General features: G+C 69.2%; 21 protein-coding genes and 2 pseudogenes. 8 read left to right on the top strand and 15 right to left on the bottom strand.

What is annotated here, in order from left to right:
- Nucleotides 1-623: 623 nt before the first annotated feature.
- The 3 genes from BS75_RS46580 to BS75_RS17450 form a co-directional block, all read right to left on the bottom strand.
- Nucleotides 624-1,310 carry a DUF4231 domain-containing protein gene (locus tag BS75_RS46580; RefSeq protein ID WP_231607810.1) on the bottom strand — a complete coding sequence of 229 codons (687 nt, stop codon included), beginning with the start codon at nt 1,308-1,310 and terminating at the stop codon, nt 624-626.
- On the bottom strand, nt 1,310-1,495 hold the full coding sequence (locus BS75_RS48310; RefSeq protein ID WP_152646365.1) for a hypothetical protein: 186 nt from the start codon (nt 1,493-1,495) through the stop codon (nt 1,310-1,312). The genes BS75_RS46580 and BS75_RS48310 overlap by 1 nt, the downstream gene beginning before the upstream one ends.
- A gap of 215 nt (nt 1,496-1,710) precedes the next feature.
- Complete coding sequence (locus BS75_RS17450; protein ID WP_231607809.1) at nt 1,711-2,862, bottom strand: ISAs1 family transposase; 1,152 nt, start codon at nt 2,860-2,862, stop codon at nt 1,711-1,713.
- A gap of 333 nt (nt 2,863-3,195) precedes the next feature.
- On the opposite strand from BS75_RS17450, the pseudogene BS75_RS52220 reads away from it, so the two are divergent.
- Nucleotides 3,196-3,295 (top strand): annotated as a pseudogene (locus BS75_RS52220) (IS5/IS1182 family transposase); the annotation flags it as partial.
- 271 nt (nt 3,296-3,566) lie between these two features.
- On the opposite strand, the gene BS75_RS44425 reads toward BS75_RS52220, so the two are convergent.
- Both BS75_RS44425 and BS75_RS17440 read right to left on the bottom strand, forming a co-directional pair.
- Nucleotides 3,567-4,238, bottom strand: coding sequence for a hypothetical protein (locus tag BS75_RS44425; RefSeq protein ID WP_052069500.1), 672 nt, complete (start codon nt 4,236-4,238; stop codon nt 3,567-3,569).
- A 79-nt stretch (nt 4,239-4,317) separates the two neighbouring features.
- Nucleotides 4,318-4,719 carry a hypothetical protein gene (locus BS75_RS17440; protein WP_034088903.1) on the bottom strand — a complete coding sequence of 134 codons (402 nt, stop codon included), beginning with the start codon at nt 4,717-4,719 and terminating at the stop codon, nt 4,318-4,320.
- Nucleotides 4,720-5,186: 467 nt separating this feature from the next.
- On the opposite strand from BS75_RS17440, the gene BS75_RS17435 reads away from it, so the two are divergent.
- Nucleotides 5,187-5,747 (top strand): hypothetical protein, encoded by a 561-nt coding sequence (locus BS75_RS17435; protein ID WP_034088902.1) that lies wholly within the window; start codon nt 5,187-5,189, stop codon nt 5,745-5,747.
- 287 nt (nt 5,748-6,034) lie between these two features.
- Here BS75_RS17435 and BS75_RS50340 read toward each other — a convergent pair whose 3' ends face one another.
- A complete protein-coding gene (locus BS75_RS50340) occupies nt 6,035-6,748 on the bottom strand; it encodes a hypothetical protein (protein ID WP_231607808.1) in 714 nt (237 codons plus the stop codon).
- A 306-nt stretch (nt 6,749-7,054) separates the two neighbouring features.
- On the opposite strand from BS75_RS50340, the gene BS75_RS17430 reads away from it, so the two are divergent.
- Complete coding sequence (locus BS75_RS17430) at nt 7,055-8,383, top strand: AlbA family DNA-binding domain-containing protein (RefSeq protein ID WP_034088901.1); 1,329 nt, start codon at nt 7,055-7,057, stop codon at nt 8,381-8,383.
- A gap of 92 nt (nt 8,384-8,475) precedes the next feature.
- Here the strand turns inward: BS75_RS17430 and BS75_RS17425 are convergent, their stop codons facing one another.
- From BS75_RS17425 to BS75_RS17410, 4 genes are all read right to left on the bottom strand, one after another.
- On the bottom strand, nt 8,476-8,661 hold the full coding sequence (locus tag BS75_RS17425; protein ID WP_152646364.1) for a hypothetical protein: 186 nt from the start codon (nt 8,659-8,661) through the stop codon (nt 8,476-8,478).
- 106 nt (nt 8,662-8,767) lie between these two features.
- Nucleotides 8,768-9,664, bottom strand: coding sequence for a hypothetical protein (locus BS75_RS17420; RefSeq protein WP_034088899.1), 897 nt, complete (start codon nt 9,662-9,664; stop codon nt 8,768-8,770).
- Between the two features lie 131 nt (nt 9,665-9,795).
- Nucleotides 9,796-11,022, bottom strand: a complete 1,227-nt coding sequence (locus BS75_RS17415; protein WP_034088898.1) for a hypothetical protein — start codon at nt 11,020-11,022, stop codon at nt 9,796-9,798.
- A gap of 328 nt (nt 11,023-11,350) precedes the next feature.
- Nucleotides 11,351-11,605, bottom strand: coding sequence for a hypothetical protein (locus tag BS75_RS17410; protein WP_034088897.1), 255 nt, complete (start codon nt 11,603-11,605; stop codon nt 11,351-11,353).
- A gap of 175 nt (nt 11,606-11,780) precedes the next feature.
- On the opposite strand from BS75_RS17410, the gene BS75_RS48305 reads away from it, so the two are divergent.
- On the top strand, nt 11,781-12,626 hold the full coding sequence (locus BS75_RS48305) for a helix-turn-helix domain-containing protein (RefSeq protein ID WP_034088896.1): 846 nt from the start codon (nt 11,781-11,783) through the stop codon (nt 12,624-12,626).
- A 397-nt stretch (nt 12,627-13,023) separates the two neighbouring features.
- On the opposite strand, the gene BS75_RS17400 is transcribed toward BS75_RS48305, so the two are convergent.
- The gene (locus tag BS75_RS17400) at nt 13,024-14,640 is read right to left on the bottom strand and encodes an IS4 family transposase (protein ID WP_034088895.1); all 1,617 of its coding nucleotides are present in this window, start codon (nt 14,638-14,640) and stop codon (nt 13,024-13,026) included.
- Between the two features lie 26 nt (nt 14,641-14,666).
- Between BS75_RS17400 and BS75_RS17395 the strand changes: the two genes are divergently transcribed.
- Entirely contained in the window at nt 14,667-15,494 is an 828-nt protein-coding gene (locus tag BS75_RS17395; protein ID WP_231607806.1) for an IS5 family transposase, read from the top strand.
- On the opposite strand, the gene BS75_RS17390 is transcribed toward BS75_RS17395, so the two are convergent.
- From BS75_RS17390 to BS75_RS17380, 3 genes are all read right to left on the bottom strand, one after another.
- Nucleotides 15,403-16,077 carry a hypothetical protein gene (locus BS75_RS17390; protein WP_081982123.1) on the bottom strand — a complete coding sequence of 225 codons (675 nt, stop codon included), beginning with the start codon at nt 16,075-16,077 and terminating at the stop codon, nt 15,403-15,405. The genes BS75_RS17395 and BS75_RS17390 overlap by 92 nt on opposite strands.
- Nucleotides 16,078-16,213: 136 nt before the next feature.
- Nucleotides 16,214-17,734 (bottom strand): WD40 repeat domain-containing protein, encoded by a 1,521-nt coding sequence (locus BS75_RS17385; RefSeq protein WP_034088893.1) that lies wholly within the window; start codon nt 17,732-17,734, stop codon nt 16,214-16,216.
- Nucleotides 17,731-18,090, bottom strand: coding sequence for a CU044_2847 family protein (locus tag BS75_RS17380; protein WP_034088892.1), 360 nt, complete (start codon nt 18,088-18,090; stop codon nt 17,731-17,733). The genes BS75_RS17385 and BS75_RS17380 overlap by 4 nt, the downstream gene beginning before the upstream one ends.
- Before the next feature lie 264 nt (nt 18,091-18,354).
- Between BS75_RS17380 and BS75_RS17375 the strand changes: the two genes are divergently transcribed.
- Nucleotides 18,355-19,239, top strand: coding sequence for a lipase family protein (locus BS75_RS17375; protein WP_174515110.1), 885 nt, complete (start codon nt 18,355-18,357; stop codon nt 19,237-19,239).
- A gap of 56 nt (nt 19,240-19,295) precedes the next feature.
- On the top strand, nt 19,296-23,075 hold the full coding sequence (locus tag BS75_RS17370; protein ID WP_081983299.1) for a caspase family protein: 3,780 nt from the start codon (nt 19,296-19,298) through the stop codon (nt 23,073-23,075).
- A gap of 240 nt (nt 23,076-23,315) precedes the next feature.
- Here BS75_RS17370 and BS75_RS50335 read toward each other — a convergent pair.
- Nucleotides 23,316-24,206: pseudogene (locus tag BS75_RS50335) on the bottom strand (IS630 family transposase); the annotation flags it as partial.
- A gap of 593 nt (nt 24,207-24,799) precedes the next feature.
- Here BS75_RS50335 and BS75_RS17365 point away from each other — a divergent pair.
- Complete coding sequence (locus BS75_RS17365; RefSeq protein ID WP_197091886.1) at nt 24,800-25,216, top strand: hypothetical protein; 417 nt, start codon at nt 24,800-24,802, stop codon at nt 25,214-25,216.
- The last annotated feature ends 36 nt before the right edge of the window (nt 25,217-25,252 follow it).

Here is a 25,252-nt window from a genome sequence, read left to right as displayed (position 1 = left end):
GTGCGCATCGTCTCAACTCATTCTGAAACGATCAGAAGGACACGAATGGTCGAGTCGATTTGCTACTTGAGTAGCGATACTGAATCTTGGGTCTCATGTGGATTCCACGGCCGCGTCTCGAACGCCGCGTCATGCTTTTGATCACGGATGCCGAAAGGCGTCTGTTCCTCTGTGGCGCCTGCTGTCGCCACCGGTGGATGCCGCCAGAGGTTCCGTTTACATCGGGAGGCGATGCACGGGCTGCCGCCAGGGCATTCATGGGAGCTGCCTTTGGCGGCATTGAATTCCGCTTCGGTGATTCAGTTGGATCTGTCTGGCCGGCACCACTCCCGACCTGGGAGCAGGGGGGCCGACTGCAGCTGGCTGTAATCATCATGAGAGTGCCTGAATCGCGGCCGGCAACAGTTGGCTGTCACGACGGGCGGCACGCTTGGTGGAGCCTTGGGCAGCTTGCCGAAAACCGAGGGCTGGTGGCTCCTCAAGGGATCATCAACCTGCTGGAGGGATATTTCGGCGGCTGGATCCCTGACGGGGTTTTTCGTTTGGAGTAGGTGGCCAGGGCTCTTCGGTGATGAAACAAATCCTTTCGTGTAACTCGTCGAAGGCAACGATCCGTTCATCGGTCAGGCCGGGGCGGGAGCCGCCGCGTCTGCTTGGTCGGCCGGCTGGTCGAGTTGCTGCTGGCGGCGGCGCTGCTCGTTACGCAGGTCTTCGACCCGGGAGGCGAACTTGGCCAGGGCCTGGTCCGCTTGGCCGGGGTCGAACTCCTTGTACGGGCCGACGCCAAGCCGGAAGGCGTTGGACTCTTCCTCGATGGAGTCGGCGGTCTGCTGCAGGAAGTAGGCGCGCTCGCGGTACTTGTAGTAGCCGGTGAACATCGCGGCCAGGGTGATAGCGAAGCTGACACCCACGATAGTGGCACTCTGCCAGGTCAAGTCGCTGCCCGAGTCCAGGGCTCCGATGATGGTGGTCGTCGCCGACCCGATCATGATTAGGGACTGCAGGCTGTTGTGGACGCGACGGTACTTGCGGCTGTCACGCTGATACTGGTCGACGATCTCGGCCGTGTCCGCGCGGTAGAAGTCACGCCGAACAGCCAGCGTGGGCTGGCTAAGCGCATCGAGGAAACGAAGGGCCACCCGGTCGACCTCGAGTTCGTCCTCGGCATTGATACGCCACCCGTTGGAGTTCGGCTTCACGACCCTCGCGCAGAGCAGCGCGACAGCACCCACGAGGAGGAGGGCAATGTCGCCCCGGACCATCCGGACAGAGTGGCCCCAGGCCAGATCCGTCCAACCCAGGCCGGCCATCAAGCAGAGGAGACCGACCAGCAGGCAGGTCCGATACAACCGGGCTTCACGAAGTCGGCCAGGTCCTGCTCACGGCGCCGCACCTTCTGGCGCAGCTTCGCACGCTCTTTCTCGCCACGCAGCAGCACCTGGTAGTCGGCTTCAATGAGGCGGTGGGCAGCGTCGTCGTTCTCACCGCGGGCCAAGTCCCCTCCACATTCGCCGCCCGGTCGGCCCGGGCTGTCGGGGAACGGACCGAAACGCACTCCTGTGTGACGTAGCCCCCCGGTATCCACCGAGCCTTCCACAAGGACGCGTCCATGTCAGCGGATCCAGGCAGTTGTGGGCCCGATGAACGCAAGGACACACAGCCGCAGCTTCAGGGGCGTTGCAAAGTCTCTTGATCTTGTGAGTGCGCCGGTCAGGCGATGCCCAGGAGGTCGAGTGGGCGGGTGAAAGGCTCGTAGGAGGTGTGGCGGAGGCCGGCGGCGATGTTGTGGTGTCCGGCGTCGCGGAGGGTGTTGATCGCCAGGTTTCGCAGGGTGGCCATGTTGTCGGGCCCGTGGCCGGTGCGGATCTTCGAGGCGTCCTCGTGGAAGGTGGTGTCGCGGACGAAGTGCAGGCGGTTCTCGATGGTCCACTGTGACCTGGCGAGTTGACCCAGGCGCTGGGGTGAGGCCTGATGCGAGGTCAGGTCGGTTATCGCGTAGACGGTCTGGCGGGTGCACGCGCCGGTCCTGAGGTCGGTGCGGTGGCGCAGGATCCGCACCGCCTGGACGGCGTGCGGGAAGTCGAGTCCGAGGTCGGTGACCGTCAGTGTCCTGGTGACCCGGGTCTCCTTTCGGCCGTGGCCGCTCTCGCGGTCGTAGCGGCGCGCGGTGACCTCCTTCCACGGCAGTGACCGCACCTGTCGGTGCAGGCCCGGCTGGTTGGCCTTGATCACCAGCAGGTAGTGCGCGTGCTTCTCCTCGACCAGGAAGCGGGCGTGGGCGCGCTGGGTGTGCAAAGCGTCGGCGGTGACGGTGACCCCGGTCAGGTCGTAGGGCTCCAGCAGGGCGGCGAAGCAGGTGATCTCGTTGGTCTTGTCGGGCACGCGCAGCTGGGTGACGGTCCGGCCCTGGTCGGTCATCGCGGCCAGGAGGTGGGCGGCCGGGATCTGGTCGTGACGCGAGCCCCGGGCGGCCTTGCCGTCCACCGCCAGCGACTGCGCGCCCGCGGGATCGGTGCCGGTCAGGTCGGCCAGGCCACCGGGACAGACGTGGCCGATGACCCGCCGGATCGTGGCGGAGCTGGGCGGGACCCGGATGCTCAGTGCGCCCACCGTTCGGGCGCCCAGCCGGGCCAGTGTGTGCTGCGGGGCGCTGGTGGACCACTGCCCGATCGCCGCGTACGAGCGTGCGCCGGCCAGCACCGCCGAGGCGGCGACCAGCAACACCGCCACGAACGGGTGACGCACGCCGCGCCGCCGACGCGGATCGGGCAGCACCCGCAACCGCTCCACCAGCGGAAGCGCTGCGACACCCGCCAGGGCGGGCGACTTGACCAGACAGACGGTGGCAGACTGACGACACATCGAAACTCCGGCGGGGCAGGGCGACTTGGGAAGGTCACCCCGTTCAACCGGAGTTTCGTTGCTTCCGTGACGGGTCACCTTCGACGCCCCGCAGCACTACGACCTGCAGACTCACCTCATCATCGGGACTTTGCAACGCCCCTGGCCGCAGCTTCACGACGATTCCCGCGGAGCGACGCGAACCGTGGGCGCGGCGCCTGCCGAAGCGATGACGATCGGCGTCGGACACCCACACCACCCTGCGCACGGCGTCAGGCATCATCGACGTGCTGGCGGACACCGTTCACGGTCTGGCGCAGGCTGCGGGACTGGACCGAGACCGGCGTCTGGGTCGACCGGCACGGCACCGCGCTGGCCGTCAGTTTCATCGGGGGCAACCGCTACGACCTCACCCGGCTCCTACCACTGCTGGACGCCGTCCCGCCGATCCGTCCCTGCGGGGCGGAGCCCCGACGCCTGATGGCGTTCTTCGAAAACGGCTCTGACCGCGGTTCCGTGATTGATCTTGAGCGGGTTGCCGCTCCGGGAGATGCTGCAAATCGCCATGTCTCTCAACATGGCTGGCGCTCAAGCCGACTTGGCCTGCAGGTGGTGCGAGCGCGTGATCTCCACCGAGGACTGTCCGGTGGACCCGGAACCGTGCTCTCTACCCTATATGTCGCCGATGGAATGCCCGGCAAGCCGGGCCAGGCCTTGATTCGACGTCAGTCGGCAAGGCCCTCCGTGCGAAGAATCTGCAGTTCAGCGAGCCATGTCGTGAAGTTCTTGGAGCGCTTGGGGGCGATGGCGACGAGCGTGTCGAACGGTGTCGCCTCGAAGCGGCTCACGGCAAACCGCGCGAAGTCGGGCAGCTTCTTCAGATCGCCGAAGTGTTCCGCCCGGTCGCGGTGCAGCAGGAACTGGGTCTCTTCGTCGCGCCGAATCAGGTGCCCCGGGACGTAGTAGAAGTCCGCCTCGGAGAACGCCGCTTGCGAGATGTCCAGAGCCCAGTCGACGCCTGCGTAGTAGGCGATGATCTGGGCTCTGAAGCGGTCCCGCAGGTCTACTGAGAGCGCGTAGTTCGGCGGGGTCGCCATCAGCGGGCCGATGTTGCCGGTCAACGTCACGTGCTTGAACACGCAGGCGTTCAAGTGCAGCAGCGAGGTGACAGCGAGCCCGTCGATGTGCACGTCCTCGAACCGCACTCCCTGGGCCCCGGACCGATTCACCCGGCAACGTCTCGCAGTGACATCGCGAACGACCAGGCCCAGGTCCGGGTCGTCGAACTGCGCCAGCACCGATCCGTTGAACACGCACCGATTCAGCTCGAGTGGGCCGAGTGTGCGACCGCTGCCCACCAGCTTCACTCCCGTGATCTCCTGCTTTTCCAGCAGCACGCGTGCAACCCTCCTTGAAGCCGAAAAATAGTCTCCGACGTGCGACCCGAGCACCGTCGGCCCTGGGGGCATGATGCGTCTAATCGCCGCGGATCACGTGGTCGCGGTAGGTCTGGAATGCCTGCCAGCTGCTCGGGTCGTCCTTTGCCAGGAAGTCGCCCCGGGAGGTGTCGATCACACGGCAGCTCACCGCGTCAGCGATGTCGATGACGGCCTGCAGGACGGCGTCACCGGTGCCGTGGACATAGAGCATGATCGAGTCCACTGAGGCTTCGGAGCCCAGGTTCAGCTCCATCGACCAGGTGGGGCCGGTGAGCCGACCCCAGGTCGGTTCAGCGAACTCGATGCCCGGGATGCGACCACGCAGCGTGGCCTTGACCTCCTCGCAGGAACCGATTGGCTCGGTGGTGAAGTCGTCGGGGAAGTCGTCGATTGAGACGAACTCCGCCGGGACGGGCAGGACGAGCAGGTCCCAGCTCATGTCGCCTCCAGCGTTCGTTGATGTTGCAGGGACCATAGCCGGGGCCTGTGACAGGTCCGGCGGCTCCGCGGCCCATCGCCTGGCTCTTGGGCTCGGCCCCCGGATCGCCGCAGTCTCGGCAGCGCAGCGGACGACCACATGCCGCAGCCTCCACAACCACCAGCAGCGGCTCCATGATCAGCTGATGCAGCTCGACCTCGGTGTCGGGGAACAACATGTCCTTGATCGCGCATAGGCTCACACGTACGGCACGCCGCACCGGAACGATCTTGCATGCGGGCCACCTACCAGCGGCTTCACGAAAGCGCGGGTAGAACCGATTTTTCATCAAGCCTCATCACCGGCGCGGCCATCCGCGTTGATGGCGTCTCAAGTCGGCGCCCGTATGTGCGGTGGCCCACCCATCCTGGTGATGCTCGTGACGGCAGCGTTAGGCTCCGGAGTCCACAACCACAACTGGGGGACCCATGAACACTGGCCGTACCGCGCTCGGCATCGCCGCCGTCGCCGCCCTGCTGGCCCTCGTGCCCGGCTCCGCGCAAGCGGCCGCGCACCCCGCCGCGAACATGCCGCCCACCGTCGGCACCCTCAACTCGAGCGTCCACACCCCCGCCGTGGTCAAGCGCGGAACGACCGTCACCATGGTCGTCTGGTACCGGGACGAGTCCCCGTACAAGGTGCAGGTCCTGGGCCGTGGGCTCGGCCTCACCGCCGACGACGACCGCAGGCCCGCCCTCGACAACCGCGGCGTCACCGTCAGCCTGCAGGACCCCGCCACCGGGAGGTGGGGCGTCTGGAAGCCCGACATGGCCGGCGACTACTGGACATGGCTGGTCAAGAACCAGATCGCCATCACCCCCGGCTACTGGGAGCACGTGAACCTGCGCATCACGTTCAGCAAGGCCGCCTACGCCGGGCAGTGGCAGATCAGCGCCATGCCCGCCGAGGCGTACTCGGTCGCAGACCCGCACAATGCCAACGCCCAGGTGTCCGAGTACGACGCGTGGCAGACCTTCACCGTCAAATAGTCGCCACCGCCCGCCCGGGACGGCATGCCCGAAGCCGAACCGGACACGGGTCTCGGCGTTGAAGGCCACCGGCGACGGAGGCCTTCAACGCCGCACGTCAGCAGACCAGGGCCGCCAGCGCTGCTCCGCCTCGGCTTCAGGCTCCGGCCGGGACACTACGGACGAACGCGCGTGACGACGATTGGCAATTCGGCACCCGGCCCCTGCACCCCCGACACAAGGTCATTCACGCAATCGCGGTCAGAGCCTCGAAAACTATGCTGACTCGAAGTCCGCGAAAGGCCAGGTCAGCGGTCTGCATGACGAATCGTTTCGTCGCAGAATCTCCCTGGTATGGGCCTGCGTGCGATCGAGGATCTGCTGTTTCCCGGTGTCGACATTGATTTGGAGCGGCTGATCGTCAGTCCCGAGCTGTTGGCGATCGAGGCAGCGGTGCGGGGAAGCCGCCGCAGTGCCCGGACTGCGCGACGCTCGGCCGACGTGTCCACTCCTTCTACGGGCGGACGCTGGGCGAGCGGCTGGCGATCGGCAGGAGGCCGGCGCGCCTGCGGGTCCACCCCACCGCTATTTCTGCCGACCGCAAGCGCTGCGGTCGGCGGGCTGGCGGGAGTGGGGACATCTGTGAGCCGGTCGAGGAGTTGGTCGAGTACGGCCTGGCCGTCGTCGACCGCAGCACGTTCTTCGTCCGTCAGGGGGATGGCCACGAGCATCTTTTGCAGGTTCTCCTTGGCCTCCAGGAGCTGGCTCTTGCTGGAGGTTTTCGGGGTGTAGAAGTCGCAGCGTGCGCAGGCCATGCGCTGGCATTGCTCGAAGAAGGTGTAGCCGCAGTAGCCGTGTCCGAGGTCGTAGTGCTGCCAGGGTTCACCGGCTGCGGCGGCGCATCCTTCGTTCGCACGCCCATCACGACTGGCGGCACCCACTCCTTCGGCACGCTGCTGCTGCGCCGGATCAGATCCCTGCCGCTGTTGGCCGCCGCCGTGGCCTACGCCTGGCTGCTGCACCTCGGGCACCTCGTTTGCTGCCGGACGGACCGCCATCGCGCGGACGCCGGGATGACCACCGCGGTTATCGCTGCACTCACCGTGTCCCCCCGCAGGCCGTGTCGCTTAAGCCGGACTGGCGAACCTGGCGCCGTGTCCCTGGCGACGACCTGCATTGTGTCCCTTTCAGAGGGCGCAGGCGATCCTAGCAGTGATGAAGGTCACTGCGTCGTGCATCGGTCCCGGGCCGTTGCACGGCAAGCGCAAGTTCGAGGATCCTGGCCGGACAAGCGCAAGCTGACCCAGCGCGAGCCCTACCCTGGCGGCATGACCGTCTCCTCGCGCATGCAGCTGATCACCGCGCTCGTCCAGCGAGACCCGGACCGGATCATCGGCACCCGTGAGAGCGACTGGGTCGACTTCAAGAGCGTCTGGCCCGGCGTCGGCCCCTACGACCTCGGCACGGACAAGGGCAAGTACGAGTTGGCGAAGGACGTGGCTGCGTTCGCCAACGCCGGGGGCGGCCTGATCGTGTGCGGCTTCAAGGCCGTACAGAAGACCACCGAGCTCTACGAGACCGCGACCAAGGCCACGCCCTTCGGGAAGGAACTGGTCAAGCCGAACTCCTACAAGGACGTCCTGACCGAGTACCTGCGGCCCCTGGTCAAGGTGGACTTTCACTGGTTTGACCACCCCGACGGGGACCAGGACACGGCGGGGCACTACTTCGTCATCGAGGTCGCGCCCCTGCCCGAGCAAGAGCGCTGGGCCATCGTCACCCGCGGCCTCAACGAGGATGGCAAGTTCGTCAGGGGCGCCTGGGCCATCCCCGTGCGCAACGGCGACACCACCGCTTACCTCTCGCCCGACGAGGTCTACCGGCTGGTCAACGACGGCCTTCGCGTCCGCCGGGGCCCCGCAGCGCGTCCGACCCCCCACGCGGACCGAGCCGCGGAACGCGCCGCGCTGCGCAGCAGGTTGAACATGGATGACACCCCCGTCCTGTTCTTCCAGAGCACCCCCAGCCCACTCACCGGTCTCCTGCCGGGGATGTACGCGACCGGAGGGGTGGTGGAGGCGCTCACCCACCAGGACACCCTCCGTGGCGTCACCGCCTTCAACTTCGCCTCCGGCATCCACCGGCCCGAACCGCTCGACGGTGGCCTGCTGCTCACCTCCCCGCCCCGGTGGGGCCTGTGGGTGGAGGCCGATGGGTCGGTCACCGCCGCGGTGGCCGCCGACCGTGAAATGCTCGGCTGGGCCATGGAGAGCTACGGAAGCCACCAGTTCGGCCGGATCAGCGTCTTCGTCCTCACGGAGATCACCCTCGAGTACTTCCGGCTGGTGGACCGCGCCATCCTGCCGCGCCTCGACGGCCCCTGGACGCATAGCGTCGTTGCCGTTGGCTTCGCCCAGGCCCCGCCTCGCACGCTCGCCCCCGGCGCCGACCCGGAATTCCCCTTCCAGGGCGCACCGCAGCCGGCGACCAGCGACGCCTGGAGCCAGTCATGGGAGGCGTTCGGGGACCCTGAGCGCGACGCCCACGCCGCGCTCCAACGCCTCTACCCCCTCTTCGGACTCGATGTGGCTGCCAACCCGTTCACCGACCCGGCAGCAGGCCGCGTCGACCCCCAGCGGCTCGTCGGCGTCTCGTAGGAGCCTGGCTGGGCGGGCACGACGCGCATCAGCGGCAGCGTCCGTCCCGCGGCCCGAGGGGGCGAAGCCCCTCGGGCCGCGGCAGCAGGCCGTCAACGCCAGTAGATGTGGACGTGCTGGACCAGGGCGCCTCCGGCCCAAAGGAGGAGGGCGCCGAGGAAGGCGTACATGACGGCGCCGACCCGGGTGGAGGCCTCCGGCAGCCACCGCGACTTCGTCGGCGGCTGTGGACTCGGCGTGGCCGTGGGGGCGGGCGGGTTCATGTGCTCGGTGGACATCCGGTGCTCCAAGGTCTTCGTCGTGGTGCTGACGTTGGAGAGACTGTCGGTTCCCGAGTCCGTGCGAACGCCCGCGGGTGTTCGCACGGACTCTTTTCCGCCCGGGTCAGTTCCTGCTGGTCCCGAGCACCTGGAAGTCCTTGAACAAGGTGGCCCTGGAGGGCTTGTTCGGGGCGGGCAGCCCCTCGGCGGCGAGCCGGGCCGTCAACTCGCAGCGCAGGCGCCCGCCCGGCTTCTCCTTTGACAGATCCCAGGTCCGGCGCAGCCACTCGACCTTCATCGTGGGGTCGTCGTCGAGAATCTCCTTCAGGACCTCCCGGCGGAGGACAGTCGCGCGCGGCTCGGAGCGCTGGCCGCGCGCTGCGGCGTAGGGGCGGCGATGGTCGCGGCCGCCGGCCCGCTCACGGACGGCCTTGCGGATCCGGTCGACGTTGCGGGCCATCTCGTCCGAGCGGCCGTCGCGCGCGGAGGTCGACCGTCCGTCCGGGGTGATCGCGGAGACGCCAGGCGGTTGCAGATGCTCCGCCAGCAGCCGGGCGTCACCCCAGGGGAGCTGGTAGCTCCCCTCCGCCTCCAGCAGCAGGAGCACCGCGACCACCGCCTGGTCGGACCCCCACGGCGCGTCCACATGCACCCCGGCCTCTTCGAGCTTCTCCACGACCAACTTGACCAGCTGGTGGAAGGCGGCGGCCACGTAGCCGGCCAGCGTCCGCTCGTCGTCGCTCAGCTGCCACGCGCCTGGGGCGGCCGGGTCGAACGGGTTCAGGCTCTCGCTGCCGTCCGGATACAGCGCGCCGATGTCGCACACCCTCCAGCAGAACCGGGTGATCTCCACCTGGTCGACCATGTGCCGCACCAGCGGCGCGACGATCTGGGCGGCGGCCGGGGCTGCCGCCTCCACCACCGCGCGGACCGCCGGGTCCCCCAACCACGAGGCGGCGACCTGCTGGGCCCACTGCTCCTCGTTGAGGTGCCACTTCGCTACTGCCTGCTCGTCGACCATCACCCCATCATCACCCCGCCGACCGACACCTCGGGAGGCCACCAGCTACCACCGGAGCGCAGGCCGCAGCTGACCCGCGCTCGTCGACCGTGGAGCGCCGCCCGCCGACATGAAGCCGACGGGCGGGCGCGTCACCTTCCGGCTGCGGCTGCGTCCCGGGCGTCTCGGAAATGCCTGAGGAGACCTTCGAGCAGGGCATTCAGGGCTGCGGGCGCGGGAACGTCGTGCATGTCGATCCGGCTCCGCTGTCGGCCGATCGGCCGGTGCATCACATCGTCGCCCTGGGTACGGAAGTCCTGGAGCTTCCTGAGGTAGTCCTTGTCCGTCTTGATCCACGACACGTTGCTGACGACCTGGGCGAACCCCGTCACCCCGAAGGCCGGCGGGACGTGATCCATGATGGCGCGCAGCAGGGAGTGACACGAGAACGGCTGTGCGTGCCGGAAGTTGAAGTTCAGCTCCTTGCACTGCTGGACCAGCTTGTCGGTGACGAAGCCGCCCGCGCCGTCGAGGTCGATCAACTCCTCGATCAGCGACTCCTTGACGTAGATGGGCCGGGCCGACTCCGGCTCGACGGGCGGCTCCGCCGTCTCGTTGGAGATCACCGGGTCGAGCCAGGGCGCCGCGGCGTACTCGCGAGGCAGGGGCACGCCGTCATGCTCAGTGCGGAAGTGATGGTAGCTCTGCTCCCAGGCCTGCATCGTCACGATTTCGCAGACGGTGGCGACGTAGGATTCCAGGTCCGTCGCCTCGGCGTACTGCTGGATCTCCCGCGTGATCTCGCGCGACCAGGTCGGGTCGTCCGGCAGGGTCGGCCCACGGGAACTGCCGCGCCAAGTACCGGGCTCTGCAGCGAGGATCTTCGGCAGCGCGGAGAGGAACTCGGGCTTGAGACTGGGGATGGCCTTGGCCAGTTCCTGCGAGTCCAGCCACGTCTGGGTGACCTCGGTCGGGGACGGCTCCGTGTCGCGCTGCAGGGCGATCATGTAGTGCAGCACGCGCAGGAAGGGATCTGCCAGGAGGGGGCGAAGCTCGTCGAGTACGAGGGCGGCGGCAACCGTGAGCTGGACCGGTTCGTTGTCGCGGAGCATGCGCCAGTCGTGCCCGACCGTGAAGCCGTAGGAGGGGCCGAGCGTGCCCTTGGTGCCGACGCGCGGCAGCGAGGCCGTGATGTCGCGGGCGTTCAGCTTGCGCTGGTCCATCCGCTTGACGACGAAGTCCCAGATCGGCCAGGAGCCTGTCTTCACGTACGGCGTCGCGATCTCCAAGAGCAGAGCGATCTGCTCCTCGGTGAGCTCGGTCTGCAGCATGCTGGGCGGCTGCTTGGGCGGGTTGGTGTGGACGAGCTCGCTGGACAACAGTGCCTCACTCGAACGGAGACGGGACAAGAGCCGGGGCCGACGGCCGGGCTCGAAGACTCTGGGCGGGGCACCCGACAGTGGGGTGGGGGCAGTCCACCATGCCCTCGTCGACCGGCTCCGCGATGCGCAGACGATCACGGTGGTGACCGACTCCACCACCGTGCTCGCCAGCAACAGTACGCCTCCGCTTCGTTCTGTTCGTGCCGATTTCCTGGTCCTCGCTGGGGCCGCGTATTCGCCCCTCGGGGTTCCGGCACCGCTCAGCCTTCGAACGGACGGGGGCCAAGGTCACCGACCTTGGCCCCCGTCCGTTCACGCTCGATGCTCAGCGGTGCTGGATCCACCAGATGACGAAGGTGACGAGGGACGAGCCCGCCGTGGAGGCCGCGCCGCGGAGCGCGAAGCTGTAAAGGCGGCCGCGCGCCCGGATCGGCTGGTCGACCGAGCGGTCCCCCGCGGGTGCCGGGGTGCGCTCAATCTGAGGCGAGCCGAGGCGGAAGGCCAGGGCCAGGACGGCGAGCATCGCCGTGAGCGTCGAGACGGCGAGCGAGATGAGCGAGAGGAGGAGCAGGAGCTCCACGGTTGCCCCCTGAAGGAGTTGTCGATTGGACGGCTCCACCCCATCACCGGCGGCCGCTGCGACAGTCCCTTCCGAAGGTGGCACTCCCAAGGCAGAAGCTGCGAAGACGCTTCCGCAGCCTGTAGGCCGGTTTCGCTGTAGCGTGGCGAAAACGCGAACATGGGAGGGGGTAGGAGTGAACGCGGAGCCGAAGGAGGATCTGCCCGATCCGGCGGAGATCACCAACGGGGAGGAGTTCGCCGACGCGGCCAAGCGGTTGAAGGCCGTCTTGAAGCTGACTGGCACCGAGATCAGAAAGGCATCCGGCCTCGCCGAGGGGACCATTTCCGACCTCGTCAACGGGAACAAGTTCCCGCGCATCGACACCTTCCGCGAGTTCATCGCGGCCGGCTGCGGGCAGGAGTGGGAGCCGTGGCGTCAAGCATGGGATCGTGCGGCCAGGGCGAGGCGAGATGGGTCGGAGGAGGAGCAGGCGGCCGAGCGGATCGTCGGCCTCGAGACACGGATCGAGGCCCTGGAGGCCGATCTGAACGATGTCCTCGCCCGGGCGAAGTCGATGGAATCCGAACTGGCGCAGCTCCAGGCGGGCGGCGATGATGCCCGGCTGGAGGCTGAGCGGCGAGCCCGCACGGATGCGGCAACGGATCGGGTGATCGAGGCACTTAGGGCGCTGAAGTCGTTCCGCGGCAGGCCGATTGACCCGCGGACCGACGAACGGTCGACCGCGCGTGCCGAACTGATCGAGAACCTCCGCGTCGCGTCGCTGGACGTGGCCGCTGGTGACTTGAGAGCTCGTCTGCTGGACGCGATCACGATCTTGGACCTCTGGGACGGCCCCGAGAAGTATGCGCGGTGGTCGGAATCCAGGACGCGCTTCATCGCCGTGGAAGGGGCGATGGAAGCGACGGGGGCATGGCGTCGTCGCGAGCGACTCCCGGAGGCCGCCGAGGACTTCGTTGAGGCCCGCGATTTCGCGGTGATCTATCTCGAGGAGCTGACGGCGAACAACCCAGGCCGTTGAGAGCGTTGTGGTGAACCGTCCGGCGTTCTAGGACTGCCGGTGGGGAGGGTGAGGGTTCGCACGCGCGTGCCCGGGACTGCTCGGGCATGAAGCAACGGGCCTCTTGGTAGACAGTCGGTTGTCGAGACCACTGCAAGCCAAGGGAGCCCGTTGCCCGACCAGTTGAGCACTTGTGGTGTCGGTGAGTCCACTGCGCTCACCCGGGGGTGTGACTGCTACGTGCACGTGTACGGGGCGATTCCCGGCGGGTACCGCGCTCCGCGCTACGACAGCGACATGTCGGACGCGGAATGGGCGGTGGTCCGCGTCGCGATGCCGATGCCCGCCTGGCTGGAGGGAAGGGGCGGACGCCCTGAGGCGCACTGCCACCGGAGCATGGTCGACCAATGCCACGAAGTTAAGGCTTCGGTGGTGGCGTCAAGGTGTCAGGAAGGGTGATCTTGTACGTGTTCGGCGCGGTGCGGATGAGCCGGCCGTTGCGGGCCCAGTAGCAGAGTTGTGCGGTGAAGCCCTTGAGTCGGTGTCCTGTGGTCGCGAGGCCGAGGCGCTGTGCGATGTCGCGGGTGTGCATGGCTTGGTTGGCGTTCGCGGCCAGGATTTGGCAGACCTGGCCCCAGCGTCCGGAGAGGGTCGGGCTCAAGTCCTGCGCGCTTGGCAGGGTGGGTGGGTGCACGGTGATCTCGATAGCAGTGATCCGGGTGCTGTCGCGTGGGCGTCCGTCGCGGTTCCAGACGGCGTATCGGGAGGTTCCGCACTTGACGATGCGGGCGGACAGCCGCATCCGGCGTTTGGGAAGCAGTGCGCGCAGGACATGAGCGCCGATGTATCCGACCAGGTCGGGGCGGCTGCCGGGGCCTGCGGCCGCGGTCGTCCCGACGAGGCTGACGATCGTGTCGCGGGCGGCCTCCAGGGCGACGGTGAAGCCGGCCCGGTCGGGATCGCAGCCGGGCATCGTCTCCACTGCGGTCACCATCACCGAGCGCAGGGCCTGATAGAGGGTGAGTAGTCCCCACATCTCCTGGCTGAGGCCCACCGGGTCCTTCGACCGCAGAACCCGGCCCTTGAGCAGGGTATGACGTAGCGCCAGGTAGGTGATCTCGATCTCCCAGCGTTCGTGGTAGAGACGCACCAGGTGGTCGGCTGGATCGGTGCGGTGGTCTTTGAGCGTGGTCAGCAGGCGGTAGGTCCCGCCGAAGTCGCCGCTGTCGGCAGTCCGGGATCGGATCTCGGCTTCGATCACCCGCAGCCTGAGACCACCGATCCGGGTGAGATAGGAACCGTCGGGCAGCAGCGCCAGTACCGGTGGTCGCCGGGTGCTGGTCGCGCGAATCAGGAACTCCGCTCCCTGAGCCGTGATATCAGCGAGCAGTTCGTTGCTGTCGAAGGCGCGGTCCGCGAGCAAGAGCATGTCCGTGGTCAGGTGGCCGACGAGGTCGTGGGCGTAGTCGGTCTCGCCTTTCGAGGCGGAGCCGAAGACGGCGGCGATCAGGCCTCGAGTGCCGGTTTCGCACAGGGTCATGAGCATCAGCCGGGGGTAGCCCGCTGGGCCGTGGCGGCGCTGGGTGCGGCCGAGCCAGGACCGGTTGCGCTCGTGGTCGGGGACGTTCAGGCTTCCGCATCCGTCGAAGGCGACCGTGCGCCATCGGCGGTATCGCACTCCAGGCGTGGACGGCTGGGCCAGCGGGCCGGCCAGGACGTCGAACAGCCGCTTGAGCGGAGCCACGCCGACCCGCCGGCGCAGATCACGAAGCGCCTTCTCAGAGGGATGCGGCGTCCGGGCGTCCAGTCCGGACGTGAGTTTGCCCCACACCAGTCCGGTGCCCAGATGCTCGAACAGCCCAAGCGCGAGCACCAGGTACACCCCGACACGAGACGGGAGGCTCCGCAGCCGATGCTCGCGAGCCCCCGTCTCGTCCAGTACCGCGTCCACCAACTCGGGTGGGATGACCTGCGTCAACTCACCGATATGACCAGGCGCGAACACGTCGGTCCCGCCCGTGACAGACTTGGCCACTGGGCCTCTGCTCTCTTTGGAAGATCTTGGTCGATCCCCTGGATAGCAGAGGCTCCTCCCATGTCTCGTCCCCCCTTGACGCCACCACCGAAGCCTTAACTTCGTGGCATTGCCTGGTCGACGCGGTACGGTACCTGGTCGACAACGGCGTCAAGTGGCGCAACCTGCCCGCGGACTACCCTGGGTGGCGGGCGGTCTACGACTTCTTCCGCCGCTGGCGCCGCCACGGCTACATTCGCGAGCTCCACCAGCGCCTACGCCGCACCGAGCGCGAGCGGCAGGGACGCCTCCCGGAGCCGAGCGCGGGCATCATCGACTCCCAGTCCGTGGACGGCTCGGAGACCTGCCCGGCCTCCTCACGCGGCTACGACGGCGGAAAATCCCGGGACGGCCGCAAGCGCCACATCCTCACCGACACCGGCGGACTGCTGCTGGAGGTCACCGTCACCCCCGCCAACGTTCACGACTCCAAGGCCGCCCCCGAACTGCTCGAAGCGTTCATGGCCGAGCCCGGGCGGCTCCTCGAACTCGTCTGGGTGGACTCCGCCTACCAGGGCCAGGAACTGGCCGACGCCTTCGCCGCGCACGGGGTGGAGGTGGTGGTGGTCAAGCGCACCGACGGGACCAAGGGGTTCAAGGTGCTGGCGCGCCGCTGGGTGGTGGAGCGGACCTTGGGCTGGCTGTCGCGCTCACGGCGCCTGAACCGCGACCACGAGCGCCGCCCCGACCACCACGTGCAGATGGTGTGGTGGGCCGCCACGATCACCCTCGTGCGGCGGATGGCCGGCCAGCGCCCGCACTGGCCCGAGTTCCGCCCGCACCGGCTGGCGGCACCAGGCCCTGCGCGGGGATGAACAACCCGCCCGGCACCCGAGCCAGCCAGCCCCGCGCCTGCAGCGCATACGCACGGTGACGGACCTTCTCGATCTCGTTCAACCGCTCCGCGTCCCGCCCCAGCGCGAGGGTCAACGCCTTGACCGCCACCGGAGCACCCGCAGCCGCGACCACATCGAAGACCTGCCGGTAGACCCCGGCCAGCACCTCCACCCCCAGCCCCGGCCGCCACACCGGCGGACGCGGATCGTAGTCCCCCCGCAGAACCGACGACGCCGCAGGCACCGCCGGCTCCCGCACGTCAACCGCCGCCGTCACCGACTCCGATGACGGCGAGGACACCGGTGCCTCCGGCTCCGGCACAGGAACGGGCGCGGTCACCGCGCTCGGCAGCGGCAACATCGCCACCTCGACCTCCTCCGCCAGCGCCCGCAGGACCTCCTCCCGGCCGATCCGCGCGCACTCCACCCGCTCCCGGTGGAGGTTCACCTGCTCCTGGGCCTCGCGCAGCAACTCCTGCCAGGCATCAAGCTCTTCCCGAGCCCGCGCCTCACGACGCTCCAGCAACGCGATCACCGACGGCACGAACGACACCTCCACCACCGAACCGACCAGACGTCAGCTGACTGCCCGACAGGCACCGCTCACACACCACCGAGAAGAGAAAACCGCAGGTCATCGATCAGCAGAGCGGTTCACCACAACGCTCTGAGTATCGATCGGACAAAAAATTGGCGGCTTACCAAAGGCTCCGTAGCCGGACAGTGTTGTCGTCGCTGCCGCTGGCCAGGATCGTGCCATCAGGGCTGAATGCCAGGGTGTTTATCGCGCTGGCGTGGTCCGTGAATGTATCGGTCAGACCGCCGGTAGTCATGTTCCACAACCGCACGGTTCCATCGGCTCCGCCGCTGGCGAGGACCTTGCCATCTGGACTGAATGCCACTGAGTTCACACTCCTGGTGAAAACTGCGACGCTCCCACCAAGGGCAGCAGCCGAGGCTGCCCATAGGCAGGCCGAACTGTCGCTGGCACCGGTGTTGTCGACGGAAATATGTCTCATCCGGGGGATACCGTCCCGGCCACAGAGCGCGACAGTTTTGCCGTCAGGGCTAAACGCCACCGACAACGCCTCGTCGGTCTGGTCGGCGAGGACAAGGCTGGAGTCGATGGCGATATCCCGTACCAGGACACTCCCGTCTCGGAGCCCGATGGCAAAGGTCGTACCGTTAGGGCTAAATGCCACTGACCACACACCAGCAGTGCTGCCTTGGAATGTGGAGATACTGGCGGTGCCATCCTCGCCGGGGATGAACGATCTCGACCACGCGTCGCTGTCGGCAGTCACCGTGTAACCGGCGCAGATAACAAGATTCCATAGTTGGACGGATCCGTCCGCGCAGCCGCTCGCGAGCAATCCACCGTCCAGGAGGAAAGCCACGGAGCTCACTGCGGAGCTATGGTCGCTGAAGGTGTCGACGGCAGCACCAGTGCCGGTGTCCCATAGCCGGACCGTGCCGTCCGCACCGCCGGTGGCGAGCGTCGTGCCGTCGCCGCTGAATGCCACCGAGATAACAGCATCAGTGTGGCCCACAAGGGTGGCGGAGACCGGCACACGAACCCGAATGGGGGAACCCGATCCGGTCGTCAACAGAGTCCTGATGCGGCTGGCAGAGATGGCATAGCTGTCTCTATCGCCTGAACGGCCCTGCGGCGCCGCCACAAGCAGGCCGATGAAGCCACCGCTCGCCCGGTCAATGACCGGGCTGCCGCTGAAGCCGGGCTGCACCCGTAGCGCTGACCCCTCGCCGCCGTCGAGTTGGAGCCTGCCGCCGCCGACCAAGCCTCGCACCACAGCCGCGACCCAGGCCCCGTCTGGCCTTGGAGGGACACCGGGGTAGCCAAAGACATCGACGACGCGGCCCGAACTGGGTGCGGTTGGGTCGATGCTGACTGGCGCCGCACCCCGCGGTAACGCGTCAATGAGCTGCAATACGGCAAGGTCGTCGCCTGCGACCCCACTTGGCGTCGGCGGAAACCACCGAATGATGCGTGCCTGCCGCCGCATCGCGTTTGCGATCAAGGGAAAGGAGAGCTCGATGATGTCGGCCGGGACGTCCTGGTCTCGGGGATCGCGTTCGAGCGCTGCGTTGATCACGTGTGCGCAGGTGACCACCTCTCGCTCGCCAATCAGCGCTCCGACCCCGACGACCGTGCCCGAGAGTGTCAAGATCCGGAGGATGGAAGCGTTCGGGTTCGTCACGACGCGTCAATCCCTGGGGGGTCCGAAGCAGCTTGCCAGGAGAGCGTTACTGCGAAGTGCACCTCGCTGCTGCCCTTGGCCACGACGACTCCGACCTCGGCACTGAGCGCGATCCCGAACTCGATGGTGACAGAGTCAGGTCTGAGTGCCCGCAGCTTGGTGCTCAGAGACGTGAGTGCGGGCGTGAGATGCCCAAGCGAGCTTTCCAACGATGCGCCTGCTCGGGCTACCACTTCGCCAGGCGGGGCCGCCGCAAGATCGAGGCCGTCAGGAAGATCCTCATCCGACACCTCGACGAGGAGGCGGCCGCCGCCCTCCACTGGCACATCAAGTATGTGAGTCCTATTTTCCCCCATGCGATCACTCTATACAGCGCTCGGGCCTACGTCTGCAATGTTTGGCAAGCTCTAAGCCGTCTTGGCGATTTGTAGTGCGTTTTGGCTGGGCGGCCTGCCAGGCGAGGCTGTCGAGGTGATGCAGTCCGGCAAGGGGGCGGGGCGAGCGGGTTGGGATGTGCTGTGCGATTCGCGGCGGGGCATGTGGGTTGTCGGTTTTCACCGCGCTGGTGGCGGGTTGCTCCTACCCTGCTTCCAGGGCGAGCAGACCGGGGGTGGTGCGCTGTGGCGCGTGTGGTGGCGGTGCACGGGGTCGGCCAGCAGTTGTCCGGGGAGGCCACGTTGCTGAAGGAGTGGCGGCCCGCGCTGGTGGACGGGCTGCGCCGCGCCGGCGCTAGTGGTGCCACGGCTGAGCCGGATGTGGCGGTGGCGTTCTACGGGGACGTGTTCCGCCCGGCGGGCGAGCTGCTGGCGGTCGGGGATCCGCGCTACACGGCTGCCGATGTCGCGGCGGGCTTCGAGGAGGAGCTGCTGCTGGCGTGGTGGCGTGCGGCGGCCGGGAGTGATCCGGCGGTGGTGGCGCCGGAGGCGGACACGCTGGTCGCGGTGCCGGGGTCGGTGCAGGCGGCGTTGCGGGCGCTGTCGGGGTCGCGGTTCTTCGCGGGGGTGGCGCTGCGGGCGATGGTCTTCGACCTGAAGCAGGTCCGCCGCTACCTGCTGGACCCCCATGTCCGTGCCCGGGCCCGGGCGCGGGTGCTGGGGGCGATCGGCGCGGACACCCGGGTGGTGGTGGCGCACTCCCTGGGTTCGGTGGTCGCCTACGAGGCGCTGTGCGCGCTGCCCGGGCACGGCGTGCGGGCGCTGGTGACCCTCGGTTCCCCGCTGGGGATAGCGAACCTGGTCCTGCACCGGCTGGATCCCGCGCCCTCGCGCTGGCCGGGTGGGGGCAGGGGCGGTGTGCTGCGCGGGGTGTGGCCCGGTGGCGGGGAGCTGGTGTGGACGAACATCGCGGACGAGGGCGATGTGGTCGCGCTGGTGAAGGATCTGCGTCCGGCCTTCGGTGAGGCGGTGCGCTCGGTGCGGGTGCACAACGGTGCGCACGCGCACGACGCGACCGCCTACCTGACCGATGCGCTGTGCGGGCAGGCGATCGCGGCCGGCCTGGCGTGACCGGCGCCGCCGATGCGGCTGGCGGGGGGCCGCGCCGGTTCCTGATCGCCACCGCCGTGTCCCACTACCCCAAGTGCCCTGCCTGGGACCGGCCGGGGCTGGCAGAGGCCCGCGAGAAGGTCATCGAGCTGTTCACCGGCCGCCTGGGCTACCGGCATCAGACCGGGCTGGGCCTGGACCCCACCCGCGCGCAGCTGACGGACCAGCTGCGGGCGTTCTGCAAGTCGCCGGACCGTCGCGAGGACGACCTCCTGGCGGTCTACATCTGCGGCCACGGCGAGGTCCTGGACGACGGCGGCGACCACGTCCTGCTCACCTGCGACACCGACCCGGACGACATCGCCTACACCGCGCTGCCCACCGTGGACCTGGCCCGGGCGATGCTGCGCGACACCAAGGTGCGCCGGCTGCTGCTGATGCTGGACACCTGCTACTCCGGGCAGGGCGGCAACGAGATGGCCGCCGCCGCCCTGGAGCGCATCGGCGCCCAGTGGGGGCAGGCCGCCGGCTCCGGCCTGGTCGTCGTCTCCTCCGCCCAGCCGCACCAGCAGGCCCTGGCCGGGGCGTTCCCTACCCTGCTCGCGCAGGCGGTGGCCAGTCGGGCCACGGCCGGGCACGGCCCGGACACCCTGGCGGTGTCCACGGTGGTGCAGCAGATGAACGACCACCCCGACCGCCCCGCCCACCAGCGCATCACCCTGGCCCTGATCGGCCTGACCGGCGAGCCGCCCGCGTTCCTGGCCAACCCCCGCCGCAGCACCCGACTGACCGACGTGGACCTGGCCGTGCAGCAGGCCGCCGAATTCGACGAGCAGGCCCAGCTCCGCGACACCGAACTCACCCGGCGCCTGCTGGTCCGCGCCATGGCCAACCACGGCGACACCGCCCAGGGCTGGTGGTTCTGCGGCCGCCGCACCGCCCTGGCCAACCTCGCCACCTGGCTGCGCACCCCCGCCACCGCCACCGCCGCAGGCGCTGCGGTCTGCCGGATCGTCACCGCGGGCCCCGGCTCGGGCAAGACCGCCGTCCTGGGCCTGATCGCCGCCCTGTCCCACCCCGAACGCCGCCGCACCGTCCCCCTGCACGCCCTGGACCTGGACCCCGGCCAGGTACCCGACCAGGGCGCGCTGGACGTCGCCGTCTACGCCCAGAACCTGACCGACGCCGACGTCCTGCACGCCCTGGCCGCCGCCGCCCGCGTCCGTGCCACCACCGTCGGAGAACTCCTCGAAGCCCTCGACGCCCGCCGGCGCGACCACAAGCAGCCGTTCACCGCCCTGATCGACGCCCTGGACGAGGCCGCCACCCCCGACACCCTGTGCACCCGGATCCTGCGCCCCCTGACCGAAAACTCCAACGGCCGGATCCGCCTCCTGCTGGGCACCCGCCCCTACCTCCTGGACCGCCTCGGCATCCCACCGCGCCACCAGCCCGACGACGAAAGAATCATCGACCTCGACCACCCCCGCTACGCCGACCCGCAGGCACTGCGCGCCTACACCGTCCGCAACCTCCTCGAAGCCCACCGCACCTCCCCCTACCGACGCCACCTTGACGCGGCGCTCCCGGTCGCCCTCGCGGTCGCCGCCGCCGCCGGAACCTCGTTCCTCGTCGCCCGCATCACCGCGGGCACCCTCGCCGCAGCCGACCACGTCGTCCCCGACCCCGGTGACCGGCAGTGGCAGGCCGGTCTACCGCGCCTGCCCGGACCAGCCATGCGCGAGGACCTCACCCGCCGCCTCGGAACCGACGCCCAGCGCGCCACCGACCTCCTGCGCCCCCTGGCGTTCGCCCAGGGCCAGGGCCTGCCCTGGGAGGACATCTGGGCGCCCCTGGCCTCCGCGATCTCCGGCCGCGCCTACAGCGACGAGGACCTGCTGTGGCTGGCCCGCACCGCGGGCTCCTACGCCGTGGAGGCCACCGAGTCCGGCCGCTCCGCCTACCGCCTCTACCACCAGGCCCTGGCCGAGTACCTGCGCGAGGACATTGATCCGCAGGCGGTGCACGCCGCGTTCACCGACCTGCTGACCGACCGCGTGCCCTACCGCGCCGACGCCACCCGCGACTGGTCCCGCGCACACCCCTACACCCGCACCCACCTCGCCGCCCACGCCACCGCGGCCGGACGCCTCGACGACATCCTCACCGACTCCGAGTACCTCGTCCACGCCAACCCCCGCTCACTGACCCCCCACCTGCACCACGCCCGTACCGAACCCGCCCGCCTCAACGCAGCCGTCTACCGCACCACCCTCAACCTCCACGCCACCACCACCCCGGCCGTGCGCCGCCAGATCCTCGCCCTCGACGCCGCCCGCGCCGGCGCCGCACCCCTACGGCAGCAACTGAACCACGCCATCCCCGACCACGACTGGACACCCCGCTGGGCCACGGGCAGCGGCTTCTCCCCCGCACTTCGCAACACCCTCACCGACCACACCGACGATGTGTCCGCGGTGGCGTGCACGAGCCTGGACGGCGTCCCCGTCGCCGTCACCGGCAGCGGCGAGGGGACGGTGCGGGTGTGGGACTTGGCCACCGGCACCCTCCTCGGCCAACCCCTCACCGGCCACACCGACCGCGTGTACGCGGTGGCGTGCACGATCCTGGACGGTGCCCCCGTCGCCGTCGCCGTCGCCGTCACCGGCGGCGGCGAGGGGACGGTGCGGGTGTGGGACCTGGCCACCGGCACCCCCCTCGGCCAACCCCTCACCGGCCACACCAGCGATGTGACGGCGGTGGCGTGCACGATCCTGGACGGCGTCCCCGTCGCCGTCACCGGCAGCTATGACCGGACGGTGCGGGTGTGGGACCTGGCCACCGGCACCCTCCTCGGCCAACCCCTCACCGGCCACACCAGCGGCGTGTACGCGGTGGCGTGCACGAGTCTGGACGGCGTCCCCGTCGCCGTCACCGGCAGCTCCGACCGGACGGTGCGGGTGTGGGACCTGGCCACCGGCACCCCCCTCGGCCCACCCCTCACCGGCCACACCGACATCGTGTACGCGGTGGCGTGCACGATCCTGGACGGTGCCCCCGTCGCCGTCACCGGCAGCTCCGACCGGACGGTGCGGGTGTGGGACCTGGCCACCGGCACCCCCCTCGGCCAACCCCTCACCGGCCACACCAGCGATGTGACGGCGGTGGCGTGCACGAGTCTGGACGGTGCCCCCGTCGCCGTCACCGGCAGCGACGACTGGACGGTGCGGGTGTGGGACCTGGCCACCGGCACCCCCCTCGGCCAACCCCTCACCGGCCACACCGACGACGTGTACGCGGTGGCGTGCACGATCCTGGACGGTGCCCCCGTCGCCGTCGCCGTCGCCGTCGCCGTCGCCGTCGCCGTCGCCGTCGCCGTCGCCGTCGCCGTCGCCGTCGCCGTCGCCGTCACCGGCGGCGGCGAGGGGACGGTGCGGGTGTGGGACCTGGCCACCGGCGCGCCCCTCGGCCAACCCCTCACCGGCCACACCAGCGATGTGACGGCGGTGGCGTGCACGAGCCTGGACGGCGCCCCCGTCGCCGTCACCGGCAGCAACGAGGGGACGGTGCGGGTGTGGGACCTGGCCACCGGCACCCCCCTCGGCCCACCCCTCACCGGCCACACCAGCGATGTGACGGCGGTGGCGTGCACGATCCTGGACGGCGTTCCCGTCGCCGTCACCGGCAGCTGGGACCAGACGGTGCGGGTGTGGAACCTACGGACAGGTGAACCCGCGGGACTCATCGTCGCAGCCGACGCTCACGCGCTCGCCATCACCGCGGACGGAGTTCTTGTCGTGGGGATGGGCCATGATGTGGCGGTCTTCACGCGGCGCTCGCACCGCCAGCCGCGCTGACCTCCCGACAGCCGGCGCGTGTTCGTTCGACCCTGATCCAGCCAACCCAGCGCCCCCACCCGGCTGTTCCGTACGTACCTGGAGAACGCCCGGCGGCAGGGATTCAGAGCACGCGGCTTGGGTGGAGTGGGTCGGTAACCCTCGGACACGCACCTGTTGACGGATCAGCGCCCGGTCGACGGCGGCTTCGATGGCGTCGATGCCGGTGTGGGCCCGGTCGGGGTAGTCCTCGTACTTGGCCGAGCGCCAGACGCGTTCGATGTCGTTGAGCTCGGGACTGCGGGGCGGCAGGTAGAACAGATCCACTCCAGTCCGCATCAGCTGAGCGCGACGGCCTTTGAATGCCTTGGCCACGTGCGCCGAGGCATTGTCCAGTACCACCGTGCACGGCCTGGGCCGCCGCCACACGGGCACCGGGGCGCCGTCGGCGGCCAGGTCCAAAGCGGCTGCCCCGCCGGGCAGACCGACCAGCCGGGAGCAGACGAACTCCAACAGCACCCCTGCGTCGATCTTCCCCGGGGTGCACTCCCACAGCAGGTCGGGAGCGGTGCCCACGATCAGGGCACCCAGCACGTTGACCCGCCGGTCGCGGGTGTCCTCGCGCGGCACCACCGCGCGTTGCCCGACCCGCGACCATGTATAGCCGGTGGGCATGGTCGGCGCGAACCCCGACTCGTCGAGAAAGACCAGATCGCGCGTACCCGCGTCGGCCTCCCTCCGTAAGTTCTCCAGCTCGGCCCGGGCGGCCCGCTGGCGGACGGGATCAGCCAGATGCCGAAGACTGTCGCGGGTGCGCTTCCAGCGGAAGCCGTCCCGGTGCAGCAGCACCGACAGCCACGAGGAGTCAAGGTCCACCCCGCGCTCGCGCCGCAACCACCCCGCCAACCCAGGCAGAGTCCAGGTCCGCCCCGCGACCGCCGCCTCGTCCAGCATCGCCTCCAGCGCATCCAGGTCCTCCCGTGCCCAGCACGGCGGCCGGCCCGGACGCGGCACATCCGCCAGGGCCGCGAACCCACCACCGATGAACCGGTGCAGCGCCCTGCGCACGGTGACCACATGCCTGACGACGATCGACGCGATCTGCGGCACCGTCCGGCCCTGCGCCGACAGCCGCACACACTCCAGCCTCATCCGCTCATTCACGCCCAGATCCCGCGCCCCCAACCGCCCTCGAAGCTCGGCTTCCTGCACTGCCGACAACTCCACACGCAACGTCTTCATCACCACGGCAGCCCCTCCCATCAAGCCACCTACCCAAAACGCACTACAAATCGCCAAGACCGCTTAGCCTCCCTCTGTGATGAGCCCTCCAGTGCTGGTGCCGCCACTGGGTGTGTGTTGAGCGACGTTCGTTGTGGTGATGGGTGAGCGGGTTCGCGTCAGGGTCGTGGTGATGTGGGAGAGGGCAGCCCGGGGGGGTTGCCCTTCGTCGTGTGCGGCGACAGCGTGCTCATGGTTGAACATGGGCGCGGCCCTCCCGGTGATCTCTTGGCCGAGTAGTCCGGGAGGGCCGCATCGCGCTCGGAGGCGCTGTGGTCACGGTAGAGGTATCGCCGGTTCGGGTCGAGATGCGGTTGTCGGCGGGCCGGATCGCGTGTCCGGGGTGCGGTGCGGGGCTGCGTCCGTGGGGTTGGTCCGGGCGGCGGTCGGTGCGGGATCTGCGGGGGCTGCGGCTGGAGTTGAGGCCGCGTCGGTCGCGCTGCCCGCAGTGCGGGGCTACGCATGTGTTGCTGCCGGTCACGGTGCTGCTTCGGCGTGCTGACGCGGCGGTGGTGATCGGGGCGGCGCTGGTGGCGCGGGCGGCTGGGAGCGGGCATCGGGTGATCGCGGCCGGGCTGGGGCTTCCCGATCAGACGGTGCGGGGCTGGTTGCGCCGGTTCGCCGGCCGGGCCGGGGTGGTGCGTGAGGTGTTCACAGTGCTGTTGGTGCAGGTCGCGCCTTCGGATCCGGTGCTGCCCGATCCGAGGGGCGCGCTGTTCGCGGACGGGGTCGCGGCGGTGCTTGCTGCGGCGGGCGCGGTCACCGCCAGGTGGCCGGAGATGGTCGCCTTGTCGCCGTGGCAGGTGGCGTCGGCGTTGTCGGGCGGGCGGCTGCTGGCACCGGGCTGGCCAAGATCGTCGATCAACGCGAGTCGCCCCTGATGCGGGGCCGGTGGGGCGGGCGAGGGTGGTGGGCCG

The organism is Streptacidiphilus albus JL83, assembly GCF_000744705.1.
GTDB classification, from domain to species: Bacteria; Actinomycetota; Actinomycetes; order Streptomycetales; family Streptomycetaceae; genus Streptacidiphilus; species Streptacidiphilus albus.
Note: the sequence above shows the minus strand (reverse complement) of the source record. Positions and strands in the feature narration are given on the sequence as shown.

What these genes read in the sequence shown, in the direction of transcription:
- BS75_RS46580 (WP_231607810.1), bottom strand. Translation starts at nt 1,310, where the DNA reads ATGGCCGGCCTGGGTTGGACGGATCTGGCCTGGGGCCACTCTGTCCGG.
- BS75_RS17450 (WP_231607809.1), bottom strand. Translation starts at nt 2,862, where the DNA reads ATGTGTCGTCAGTCTGCCACCGTCTGTCTGGTCAAGTCGCCCGCCCTG.
- BS75_RS17440 (WP_034088903.1), bottom strand. Translation starts at nt 4,719, where the DNA reads ATGAGCTGGGACCTGCTCGTCCTGCCCGTCCCGGCGGAGTTCGTCTCA.
- BS75_RS17435 (WP_034088902.1), top strand. Translation starts at nt 5,187, where the DNA reads ATGAACACTGGCCGTACCGCGCTCGGCATCGCCGCCGTCGCCGCCCTG.
- BS75_RS17430 (WP_034088901.1), top strand. Translation starts at nt 7,055, where the DNA reads ATGACCGTCTCCTCGCGCATGCAGCTGATCACCGCGCTCGTCCAGCGA.
- BS75_RS17425 (WP_152646364.1), bottom strand. Translation starts at nt 8,661, where the DNA reads ATGTCCACCGAGCACATGAACCCGCCCGCCCCCACGGCCACGCCGAGT.
- BS75_RS17420 (WP_034088899.1), bottom strand. Translation starts at nt 9,664, where the DNA reads ATGGTCGACGAGCAGGCAGTAGCGAAGTGGCACCTCAACGAGGAGCAG.
- BS75_RS17380 (WP_034088892.1), bottom strand. Translation starts at nt 18,090, where the DNA reads ATGGGGGAAAATAGGACTCACATACTTGATGTGCCAGTGGAGGGCGGC.